Source organism: Methanobrevibacter sp. (assembly GCF_045636185.1).
Classification (GTDB): domain Archaea; phylum Methanobacteriota; class Methanobacteria; order Methanobacteriales; family Methanobacteriaceae; genus Methanocatella.
In genome coordinates this window covers 23022-34161 of the sequence record NZ_JAZTXC010000111.1, presented here as the reverse complement: position 1 = coordinate 34161, position 11140 = coordinate 23022, and the positions used below count along the sequence as shown (strand labels likewise).

The window sequence follows — 11140 nt, the reverse complement described above, 5'->3', positions numbered from 1 at the left end:
GAGCAGTACCTTCTTTCAAAGCAGTAACAGTACCATCATCACTAACTTCAACAACCCCAGAATTATCAACAACAAAAGTAACATTCAAACCATCAGGATCAGTAGTATAGTCAATAGTACCTTTCTCGCCAACAGTTAATTCCATATCCTCAGCAGAAACACTAGCATCAATTAAACTAACAGTAACTGCAATAACTGTTGAATTAAGTGCATAAGTTTCATTATCACCAACGTTAATAGTAATATGAGCAGTACCTTCTTTCAAAGCAGTAACAGTACCATCATCACTAACTTCAACAACCCCAGAATTATCAACAACAAAAGTAACATTCAAACCATCAGGATCAGTAGTATAGTCAATAGTACCGTTTTCACCTATAGTTAATTCCATATCCTCAGCAGAAACACTAGCATCATATAAAGATACAGTGACTGTAATAACTGTTGAATTGAGTGCGTATTTCTTATTATCACCAACGTTAATAGCAATATTGGCAGTACCTTGTTTTATTGCAGTAACTAAACCATTATCAGTAACATTAACAACTCCTGAATCATCAGGAACAAAAGTAACATTCAAACCTTCAGGATCAGTAGTATAGTCAATAGTACCTTTCTCACCAACAGTTAATTCCATATCCTCAGCAGAAACAATAGCATCATATAAAGATACAGTAACAGGAACAACTACATCAGAAGCAGCATACTCCTCAGTACCCGGAAAACTAACAGTAATATTAGCATTGCCTTCGCCCACAGCAATAATTAAACCATCTGCAGTTACATTGACAACCTTTGGATTACTTGAAACGAAAGTTAAATTACCCGCATCTGCAGGAGTCAAATTAGCATTAAGTGTAAGATTTTCACCAATATACAAAGCCACTTCAGCAGGATCAACAGTAATATTAACAGGAATCTTGACAGAAACAGCAATAGTTTTATTTACAGCAGGACCATACTTATCATTACCTGCACATGAAACAGTCACAGTAGCATCACCTAATCCCACAGCAGTAATTACGCCAGTATTTGCATCTACTGTGACAACACTTTCATTACTTGAAGCGAAAGTTAAATTGCCAGCATCTGCAGGCTTTAATGAAGCACCAGATTCAATTTCATCACCAACGCCCAATACAATAGATGTTTTATTAAGAACAATATCAGAAACACCTATGTATTTTTCTTCAGAAAGTGTTGGGAAAAATTGATCAGTACCAATATACCTGATAGAAACTATATATTCTCCTCCACCAAGTTCTGGAGCCCCTTCATATTCAATAATTGCTTTATCTTTAACAAATAGACGATACACAATTATACTTTTACCAGTATCATTATTGGTGAATAGCATGTTATATGGTCCATCAGCATTTTCATTATCTAACTGTCCATTAGCAACAATATTACCCTTTTCATTTACTGCCAAATTAGTAAAATTTAAATTAAGATGATATTTTGGAACATTAAAAGCATCTGGACCGGTATCGGGGGTAGCCTTGTAAGCTGAAGCATAATTATCATCACCATAGTATGTTGCCTCGACGCGATAACTACCTTTAGGTAAAAAAGTACCCTCTCCACCCCATGAAACGGAACCATTTTTAAGAGTAAGATTTTCATTAACTTCGACCTTCTCAACACCATAAGGAAGTAAAAGGATAAACTTTGCATTTACGAGACCAGTAGCATTTTTTTCAGTACTCGCCCAAAATGAAACATCCCCATAGTCATTACAACTAGGTTTAATATTTAAATTTGGATCTTTAGAGCCGGCTGATAAAACATCAGCATCATTATCATTACTTTCTAATTGAACATCATCAATGGCCATTTGAAGTGTAACCTGTTCATCCACAGTCGCAGTAGAATTATCCCCGTATTCAGCTGCGGATACGCAAGAAACAGTCAATACCATTAATAATGCTATCAATAAACAAAATATTTTCTTTGACATATTCTCCTCCATTAATGAATAAATATTAATTTTAAAGTTTTTTCTAAAATTAACTGTTTAGTATTCATATATTCGTATATTATTACTTCATTATTATTAAATAATATAGAGAACGATTGTTCTATAATGTTAAAAATTGATATGAAAAATAGACATTCCACTATATTGGAACAACTCTATTCTCCGTTTGTTCATAAACAAAAAAAGGAAAAATATATAGTACGAAAAATATTGGATTATATGACCATGGTATTTATTATTTTTTCAAATCAACTTTTAATTTTGATTAATTAAATCTGCCATTTGTTTTGGTTTTGAATATTACTAAAACATTACTGTCATTAGATGCAGAACTTGTATCTAAACTTGAATCAAATGCAAGTTTTTCATTAGTTGTACTGGTTGATTAATCAACGTATAAATTATCTGTTTAATTCCCTGCCGCACTTGCTGAAGCTATGCATGCAAATATAAACAACTGTGGAATATTTAATATAATAGAATGTTTGTTCTCTACATTATTTAATAACAAAGAACTATAATATTGTTTAATGTATGAATACTAAAAAGTTAATTTTAGAAAAAACTTTAAAATTAATGGTTAAAAAGCATAACTCCATAGTTTCAGTTAGAGAAATAAGTGCTGAGACTGGAATTGCTACCGGAGGAATATACTATTATTTTTCAAGCAAAGAAGATATATGTAATGAAATTACTGAAAGATATCTTCTAGACTATGTCAAATTTGATATGGACAAACTCACACAGATAAAGGGAAATGCAAAAGAGAAAATACACGATGCCATGGCTGAAATGGTTAAACAAAAGCAAAGCGGAATCAAAATTGAAACGATTGAAGATGTAGATTACCGGGCGATATTGGATGTTTTAACTGCAAACGGATTTGCTTATGAAAATTCCCGCAAGATTTATCAAGGCATCATAAAAGAATTGAAGGCATTTTTCACAGAAATTATTGTGGAAGGTCAAAAAAACAGACAAATCCGGCAAGACCACCCAGCCGAAGACATTGCAGAGTCCTTAATCCGCACATACATGGGAATTCAATATCAATGGGAAATATATTGGATTGATGATATGATTTCAGCCTTTGAAGACAATTTCGATTTGGAATGGGAAAAGATAAGATTCAGAGAATAATATAATTGACTATAAAAAAATGATGTGGTTAAATGAACACTAAAGACCTGATTGTAGAAAAAACACTGAAATTAATATTGGAGAAAAGCACAATCGACATTTCAATCAGTGAAATTCGAAATGCCACAGGACTGCCAACCGGCAGCATATATTATCATTTTTCAGATAAAAGCGAAATATTTGAAGCAATTATGCAAAAATATATGGTGGATTACATTAAAATCGATTTTGATAAAATCCCCCTTGAAGGCCCGTCAAAGAACAGGATCCATGATGCATTGCTTTATATTTTACATCACTTCATAAACGGTGTTGAAATTAAAAGCATCAATGAAAAAATCAATTATGGAGACGTGATACTTCTTTTAACCGGAACAGGATATGTCGAAGATGAGGTTATCAGAATAGTTCTACAAACAGGAAGAGACATTAAAATATTTTTAACCGCTCTCGTCGAAGATGGCAAAAGGCAAAATGAAATCAGACATGACTTCTCAACTGAAAATATTGTCGAATCATTGGTTATAATGTTTATGGGAATTCAATATTCTTGGTTAATTTGCGCAAATGATGATACTGATCTCATTTTCGAGAAAAGCTTTGATACAACATGGACTGCCATCAAATACCAATAAAATCAAAACTTAATAATTTCTGCCAACACCCAAACAATGAAAAAAAGTGAGAGATAAACTCTCATCGTTTTTTAATATTTTTTTCTTTTATCCGCAGCGTTAAAATTAGAATAACTCCTAACACGATGGCCAATACCATCATTACGGATGCCATTGCACTCTGAATAATTATATCTGCAGTATTCACAACAATACTATCTTGTCCATCCATAGTATCTAATTTTTGGAAGTAATCATAGACCTCCTGATGGAATTGCTCGTCTCCCGAATAATTAGGTGCGTAGGTATCGATTGCTGTACTAATACCCCCCATAACTCCAAGAATTAGAACTATTCCAATAATTGCTGTACCCAATGATGAACCTAATGTCTCACCAGTTGAAATAATACCTGATGCGTTATTTTGGCTTTCAGCAGGAATATCGAATAATGCAACATCTGAACTTAAAGCCATCATAAAACCAATTCCTGATCCAAGTAAAAACAGTCCGGGAATTAAACCCCATAATGATATATTTAATTTAAATTGATAACTTAAAATCAGACATCCAACAATAGAAATTATACATCCTATTGCCATGAGTTTCTTATGACTCAGTTTTCCAATTAATTTTGGAGCGGACACTGAAAAAATAAGCAAAGCCATACAAAACGGAAGTGAAGCCAAACCAGTATCAAATGGATTTAACTGAAATACACTTTGGAAAAACAGAACCAATACAAAAAATGTTCCGGCTATTATAATATTATATAATAACTTAATTGATGCACCAAGACGCAAATTTCTGTCTCTGAATAACTAAACATCAAGCAATGGAACTTTGCCTGACCTTTTTCTTTTGAGTTCATACCATATAAAGATTGCCAAGACCATTAATCCCAAAATTATCTCAATTATACTGGTAGCAATATCATTAGTCAAAGTCAAAATACCAAGCACAAGTAAAACAAGCCCTATACTAGAAATTATAGCGCCAATAATATCCAAATCGTTTTTAGATTCAGTAGGTTTGAAATTAGGTATTTTATTTTGCATTACTAAAATAAAGAGAATAAATATTAATTCGAATGCAAAAGTATATCTCCAACTGAAATAAGTTGTAATAACCCCACCAATGAGTGGAGCAAGAATATCGGCAAGTCCTGCCACTATCCCCAGAGTTGCCAAAGCAATTGTACGCATTTTGCCGGAATATGTTCCACTTATTATTGAAACTATAGCAGGTAGCATTAATGCCCCCGCAACACCTTTAATCGCTGCCCATCCGACAAAAAACATTATAACACTTGAACTTATTACTGCAGTAAATATGCCGATACCAAAAAGTGCAGCACCAATAAAAAACAGTTTCTTTTTACCGACTATGTCCTGAAGTTTGGTACTGAGCAGTATTAACGCGGCCGTAATAAGAGTATTAAACGACACAATCATTTGAACAGTACTAACATCACTATTCAAATCAGCAACAATATGCGAAATGCTAACATTCATAAATAAAGAGTCCAATACTATAATAAAAGAAGCACAAGCAACAACTATTAATGGAATCCAAGAATTTTCGTTAGCTCTTTCATTCATATTTATAATCCTCCAACATATTAATTTAAAAATATTTTAACATAATGACTTTTAAACATTAGTATGATTATATTTGATTTTACCAATGATTAAATTTTTGGACTGGATTTTTGTTAAAAGGTTTTACCCTCAGATTATATGGAATACCACCTATCCACACCAATTCTATGAAGTTGTTTTTCTCTAGCTATTTTTCATATCCTCCATTAAATGCAACAACACAGCCATCATGAATAGTTTTATAGGATACGGTGTAATTTTCTCTAAAAATTCCATAGCCCATTTAATATGGACAAAGTACTGCCAACACTATTGGATTGTCATGTGACAGTTGTTTTAAGTATACTAATTTAATTAATCAGTACATATACTTCAGTTACTAAAAAAGATTACATCAGAATTAACTACTTTAAAAATTAAAATATATCTCCAATTATTTCTGTTGATAATCAATATAACTGAGTTCATTTACATCTTTTACAGCATCACTCCCATAACATCCCAATCAGTAATAGTGAAAAGGATATCAAAAAAAATATTTTTAACAAAATAAGAAATTTTAAAATAAATTAATATTAAAGAATTAGGTATGAAACAGATAACAACACCAATTTCTGATGAAGAAATTCTATCTCTCAATGTGGGCAATCAAGTTTCTATTTCAGGAACGATTTTAACCGGACGTGATGCAGCCCTGCCACAGCTTGTTGAATTGATCAAAGAAAATAAACTAGATTTTGATTTAAATGGGTCTGCAATAATGCATACTGCAGTTAGTGATGCAGGAATAGCTCCAACAACAAGCAATAAAGAAGAAATCGAATCAACCATCCCATTCTTAAGTGAACATGGAGTTAAGATACATATTGGAAAAGGAATGCTTCACGATGAAACAATTAATGCATTAAATGAAAATAATTCGATTTTTGTAATAACACCGCCAGTTGCAGCATTATTAACAAGCAAAGTCCTAAAAAAAGAGTGTGTTCTATTTGCTCATGAAGGCATGGAAGCCATGTATAAATTAGAAGTAGAAAATATTCCCGGAATAGTAGCGGTAAGCCATAAAAAAAGTATTTAGAAGAAGATTATTCTTCATCTTCTTCATCATCGTCAGATTCTTCTCTTTTTTCGAAAGCATCAACGAAATTAACTTTAGTAACTTCTTCAATGTTTTCCCAGATATCTTTAGCTATTCTGAATCTTGCGAAAGTAATGTCCATATAAGATTGTTGGTCGAATTTAGCCATTTCATCTAATTGGATGCTTACAACACCATCTTCGATTGAAATTTCGGTTTTTTCTAAATCCACATTAGGATTGGAGTAGTGTAACTCAATCATACTTTTGATTTTTTCTTCACTGTCTTCAATGATTTCAGTTACTTCAACATCATAAATTAAGTCTTTACCTGCTAATGGGTGGTTGAAATCAACTTTTACTCTTCCACCATTAACGGTTAAGATTCTACCTTCCCCACCTTCAGCTGAAATTCTCATTCCAGGATATGGAGTCATACCTTGTTTTTTGAATTCTTTCATTGGTATTAATTGTATTGCTTTTGGATCACGTGGACCAAAACCATTATCACTGTCAACTTCTACAGTTTTACGGTCTCCAGCTTCAAGACCCACAATTTCTTCTTCAATAGCTGGTAATAAATGGTTTCCTCCAACAACAATAGGAATTGGTTTGTAAGTTTTGTTTTCATCAAAAATTTCAGCTTCTTGAGCTATTTCATCATAAGTAGTATCAAATACTTCGTCATTTTCTTTAATTTTACCGGTAAAATTTACGCGAACGAAATCGCCATCTTTAATTGCCATAAATAATAACGCTCCTATAATAATTTAATAAACATTATAACATTAATAAATATGATTAAACTTATTATTAAAGTTATGTTTTTAATAGTATTCAAATGCTCTCACCTAAATTTTATAAATAAATTAATAATATAAATAATGAATATGCAAAGAAAAGGAGCAGTAAATTTACCATTGCATGGAGGCCATCCGCCAAGATGGTTATTTTCAAGAATGGTTGACCTATCAGGTGCACTGACTTCAGTTATTATTGAGGAATATAGTTTAAATGAATTTATTAGAAGAATTTCTAATCCTTACTGGTTTCAGGCATTTTCCTGCGTTTTAGGTTTTGATTGGCATTCCTCCGGAACAACCACTACTACAATGGGTGCTCTAAAAGAATCATTATCCCCCGAAGAACATGGAATCTATTTGAGTGGAGGCAAAGGTGCCAAATCCCGTAAGACTCCTGATGGTATTGCTCATGCAGGAGATATTTTTAATTTGAAAACGAAAACTACTGAAAAATTAATTGAAACCAGCAAATTATCTGCAAAAATTGACAATTCCTGCATTCAGGATGGCTACACATTATACCAGCACCATTTCTTTGTTACTGAAAAAGGAGACTGGGCAGTAATTCAACAGGGAATGAACACAAAAAATAAATATGCCCGCAGATATCATTGGATGGGTGAAGAAGTTAATGACCTGCTATTGGATCCACATAGCGGAATATCCTGCGATAAAAAAACACCAAATACTCTCAATATGACTGATGAAAAAAGCAAATCTGCCCAAAAAATCAGTGTTGATTTAATTAATGATAACCCCGACCATTTAAGACAATATTTTAAAAGAAAAGATCAGCAAACGCTTTTAGAAGACTTTTCAATGCCATCACATCATCCAGTATTGGACATGGACATATCGGATAAGGAATTTGAAGTTTTGAAAAATGCCTGGGAAATACAGCCTGAAAATTATGAAGAATTAATCCTGCTTCAAGGCATTGGCCCTAAAAAAATAAGAGCACTTGCACTGATATCAGATTTGGTTTATGGTGAACCTGCAAGCTGGAAAGACCCTGTTAAATATAGTTTTACCCATGGAGGAAAAGATGGATTTCCTTATCCTGTTGATAAAGAAGTTTATGACCATTCAATCCAAACAATAAAAGATGCTCTTGACCAGGCAAGAATAAAAAAAGATGAAAAACTTAAAGCAATAAAAAGATTGGACGATTTCATATCCTAACGATTTTCATCATGAATATTGACATTTTTACCATGGGCTGTAGGTATGACCTCTAAAACCGGATTTTCGAATTCTAAATCAAATTCACGACCATCCATCAATAAATGCTGAAATACAGCAAGAGAAGATACTTCTGAATGCGGTTGTGTTGTAACTGACACATTCCAGTCAGCAGCCTTATAAACCTTTCCCGGAACTTTAGAACCTCCGACAATAATTAAAATATCACTTCCGTCTTCCCTAACTTCCGGAGCCACCTCATGAGCCTGTGAACCATACATGGTTAAGTGCACTACTTTACCGCCGTCCTTTTTCCATTTATTGATAACGCCCATGTAAGAATCAGTATGCTCTATTTCAAAGTTGCCTCCAAATCTTTTAGAGGTATCCCTTACATTATCCATTAACTTATTATCTTCCTCTCCTGCGAGGTAAATTTTACTTGCCCCAAATGCACGGGCAGTTAAACAGACATGAGTAGTAATACGAGTATCTCTTTTTAACCTATGATCCAATCTTAAAACATTTACATTCATCTTATCACCAAATTATACAAAATAAAGAGCTATTGACATGAAAAGCAAAGCCATTAATCTTCCAACCTCATTGCTCATTCCCAATACGTCCCCATTTGCAACACCGAAATTTCTTTTTGCAATAATGGAAATTAAAAATCCTGAAATAATAGCTCCAACAAGCCCAACCAATCCGACTACACCACCCAATAAGAAGGATATAATTGCCACAACAATTAAAGATATGGTATAGTTAAATGAATTGGTTGACAATATAAAATAACTTCCAATTCCAGGAGTCAACGGTTTAGAATTTAAAGCCGTAGTCAAAAGGGAAGTTTTAGCTACCATTTCACAAATTACAATACCCATAATAAAATTATAATCTAAAATATTATTCAATCCGGCAATTGTTAGTGAAGCCACCAAAAATAATGTTGCTATACCACCAGCACCAACAGATGAGTCTTTAACAACACTAATTTTCTTTTCAGGTGTTCCATGAACCATGACCCCATCGGCCATATCCATTACACCGTCAAGATGATTATAACCCGTTATCAGCATTAAAAATGCATATACTATTACCGCTGTGAAAAATGTATTTAAATGGAATAATTGTCCAAAGACAAATCCGCAAACTGCTGCCAAAAAGCCTATAAGCAAATGAATGAAAGGCCAGCACCATACCAAACGAGTCATGTATTCAATTGAAGTGAAAACATTAATGGGAAGAATTGTTGAAAAAGTCAATAATCCCAAAAGAGATTTTACAGGTGAAAATCCCTCCTCTTTAAAATAATCATCATGTTCCATTTTTATTCCTCAAAATTTGATTACAGCCAAATTTAAATAATTACATTAATCATACATTCTTTATAATTATATCTTCTATAATATTATATTAAAGTTTCATGTTAATTAATCATCCAATAATCTTTCTACTTTATCCTTATGTTCAAACAAAACACAGCCACCATCATGTTCATTCAAAAGAATATGACTGTCTCTAAGTGACTTGAATAATTTTGAATCCAAAAGTTAAAGAAGAGAAGTATCTTTTACATTAATATCGGAATAAGGTGCTGCAGGACAGGGTTCCGCACCACCCTGAGAATTGATATGGAAAAAACCTCTTCCCGCTGCCAAACAACCACCGGAAGATAATTAAATTAATTACCCAGACAATATTTTTGAAATGCATCCGGCAATTAAACCTGCAAAACCATCATCCAACACTGGAGGAAGACCATATATTATTCCAGGTTTTACTTCCTGATAAATTTTGAAATTAAATGTTGCTTTAGTGCCCCCAATGTGATTTGCAATAGCTAACCCTAAAACATCATCCGCATATAAAGCAGGATTATCGCCAATGTTAATTTCCCTTAACCTATTTTCAGAGAAGTCTTGTTCAATTCTTATTGCAGACATTAACAATGTAATTACATCAATATCAGCCAATGATTCCAATATTTGAATTTCCATTTTTTCTTTCAGCTCTTCTGTTACATCGCTATCATCAATCAATTCCATTCCTGCTTCAACCATGTCGCCAATTAATATGCCTTTAGAGACCAGATAATCAAGAATTCCAAATGTTAATTCAAATCTTTTAAATGCTTCATCTACAGATTCCTTAATTGCCACTTCAATGTTTAATTCATCGATATCAATATCATCAAATGCAAAATTTTCATTTTTTGGAACATCACACAAAACAGCTAAAAAATCATTATTATTTAAAATATTATTAATGTGAAGCGGCAAATTTAAACTAGCCAAATATTTTGCTTTAAATTTTGTAACCCGTTTAAATATTTTAACTAAGTCCTTTTTAGATAAAACCTTCTTTACATATATGACATTGCTTATGTCAATTTTAGCTTCATGAAAACCTTTTGGTGAATTTGCAACCTGTAATTTGTCTGTGAAATCCTGAATAATCAAATCATTTTCAATAAATGTATACATGCCCATATTTTTATAAAATTTCTTAAAATAGTGTAGTGATTCTGACTCCTGAGCAATGTAATGTCTTTCATCCTGATCAAGTGAATGTTTCGCGGATTCCAAACCTTCTTTAGATTTTATGATATTAACATTTTCAACCACATTGATTCCGCCACCGACTGTAAAATCACTGATTGAGAGAAAATTTTTTGGATTATTGATAAAAACCGCATAATCTTTTTCTACAACATTTATTCTATTCATTCTTTCAC

Annotated in this window: 11 protein-coding genes; 4 read left to right on the top strand and 7 right to left on the bottom strand. The window is 32.7% G+C overall.

Going from position 1 to position 11140, the window contains the following annotated elements; translation table 11 throughout:
• A partial coding sequence (locus ACKI3Q_RS06465) for an Ig domain-containing protein (protein WP_407415415.1) occupies window positions 1-1960 on the bottom strand: 1960 nt, incomplete at its 3' end.
• 555 nt (window positions 1961-2515) lie between these two features.
• On the opposite strand from ACKI3Q_RS06465, the gene ACKI3Q_RS06460 reads away from it, so the two are divergent.
• Entirely contained in the window at window positions 2516-3121 is a 606-nt protein-coding gene (locus tag ACKI3Q_RS06460; RefSeq protein ID WP_407415413.1) for a TetR/AcrR family transcriptional regulator, read from the top strand.
• 32 nt (window positions 3122-3153) lie between these two features.
• Window positions 3154-3756 carry a TetR/AcrR family transcriptional regulator gene (locus ACKI3Q_RS06455; protein ID WP_407415411.1) on the top strand — a complete coding sequence of 201 codons (603 nt, stop codon included), beginning with the start codon at window positions 3154-3156 and terminating at the stop codon, window positions 3754-3756.
• A 61-nt stretch (window positions 3757-3817) separates the two neighbouring features.
• On the opposite strand, the gene ACKI3Q_RS06450 is transcribed toward ACKI3Q_RS06455, so the two are convergent.
• A complete protein-coding gene (locus tag ACKI3Q_RS06450; protein ID WP_407415409.1) occupies window positions 3818-4537 on the bottom strand; it encodes an MFS transporter in 720 nt (239 codons plus the stop codon).
• A gap of 18 nt (window positions 4538-4555) precedes the next feature.
• Complete coding sequence (locus tag ACKI3Q_RS06445) at window positions 4556-5335, bottom strand: MFS transporter (protein WP_407415407.1); 780 nt, start codon at window positions 5333-5335, stop codon at window positions 4556-4558.
• Between the two features lie 589 nt (window positions 5336-5924).
• Here ACKI3Q_RS06445 and ACKI3Q_RS06440 point away from each other — a divergent pair.
• Window positions 5925-6416 carry a fumarate hydratase C-terminal domain-containing protein gene (locus ACKI3Q_RS06440; RefSeq protein ID WP_407415405.1) on the top strand — a complete coding sequence of 164 codons (492 nt, stop codon included), beginning with the start codon at window positions 5925-5927 and terminating at the stop codon, window positions 6414-6416.
• 7 nt (window positions 6417-6423) lie between these two features.
• Here the strand turns inward: ACKI3Q_RS06440 and ACKI3Q_RS06435 are convergent, their stop codons facing one another.
• A complete protein-coding gene (locus ACKI3Q_RS06435; RefSeq protein ID WP_407415403.1) occupies window positions 6424-7161 on the bottom strand; it encodes a peptidylprolyl isomerase in 738 nt (245 codons plus the stop codon).
• A 144-nt stretch (window positions 7162-7305) separates the two neighbouring features.
• On the opposite strand from ACKI3Q_RS06435, the gene ACKI3Q_RS06430 reads away from it, so the two are divergent.
• Window positions 7306-8400 (top strand): DUF763 domain-containing protein, encoded by a 1095-nt coding sequence (locus ACKI3Q_RS06430; RefSeq protein ID WP_407415401.1) that lies wholly within the window; start codon window positions 7306-7308, stop codon window positions 8398-8400.
• Here the strand turns inward: ACKI3Q_RS06430 and ACKI3Q_RS06425 are convergent.
• The 3 genes from ACKI3Q_RS06425 to ACKI3Q_RS06415 all read right to left on the bottom strand — a co-directional run bounded on the left by ACKI3Q_RS06425 (window position 8397) and on the right by ACKI3Q_RS06415 (window position 11132).
• On the bottom strand, window positions 8397-8936 hold the full coding sequence (locus ACKI3Q_RS06425) for a tRNA (cytidine(56)-2'-O)-methyltransferase (protein WP_407415399.1): 540 nt from the start codon (window positions 8934-8936) through the stop codon (window positions 8397-8399). The genes ACKI3Q_RS06430 and ACKI3Q_RS06425 overlap by 4 nt on opposite strands.
• A gap of 12 nt (window positions 8937-8948) precedes the next feature.
• Window positions 8949-9731, bottom strand: a complete 783-nt coding sequence (gene cobS / locus ACKI3Q_RS06420) for an adenosylcobinamide-GDP ribazoletransferase (protein ID WP_407415397.1) — start codon at window positions 9729-9731, stop codon at window positions 8949-8951.
• Window positions 9732-10091: 360 nt separating this feature from the next.
• Window positions 10092-11132 (bottom strand): phosphatidylglycerophosphatase A, encoded by a 1041-nt coding sequence (locus tag ACKI3Q_RS06415; RefSeq protein ID WP_407415395.1) that lies wholly within the window; start codon window positions 11130-11132, stop codon window positions 10092-10094.
• Between the last annotated feature and the right edge of the window lie 8 nt (window positions 11133-11140).

Coding starts and splice junctions, on each gene's coding strand:
- ACKI3Q_RS06460 (WP_407415413.1), top strand. CDS start 2,516: ATGAATACTAAAAAGTTAATTTTAGAAAAAACTTTAAAATTAATGGTT.
- ACKI3Q_RS06455 (WP_407415411.1), top strand. CDS start 3,154: ATGAACACTAAAGACCTGATTGTAGAAAAAACACTGAAATTAATATTG.
- ACKI3Q_RS06445 (WP_407415407.1), bottom strand. CDS start 5,335: ATGAATGAAAGAGCTAACGAAAATTCTTGGATTCCATTAATAGTTGTT.
- ACKI3Q_RS06440 (WP_407415405.1), top strand. CDS start 5,925: ATGAAACAGATAACAACACCAATTTCTGATGAAGAAATTCTATCTCTC.
- ACKI3Q_RS06435 (WP_407415403.1), bottom strand. CDS start 7,161: ATGGCAATTAAAGATGGCGATTTCGTTCGCGTAAATTTTACCGGTAAA.
- ACKI3Q_RS06430 (WP_407415401.1), top strand. CDS start 7,306: ATGCAAAGAAAAGGAGCAGTAAATTTACCATTGCATGGAGGCCATCCG.
- ACKI3Q_RS06425 (WP_407415399.1), bottom strand. CDS start 8,936: ATGAATGTAAATGTTTTAAGATTGGATCATAGGTTAAAAAGAGATACT.
- cobS (WP_407415397.1), bottom strand. CDS start 9,731: ATGGAACATGATGATTATTTTAAAGAGGAGGGATTTTCACCTGTAAAA.
- ACKI3Q_RS06415 (WP_407415395.1), bottom strand. CDS start 11,132: ATGAATAGAATAAATGTTGTAGAAAAAGATTATGCGGTTTTTATCAAT.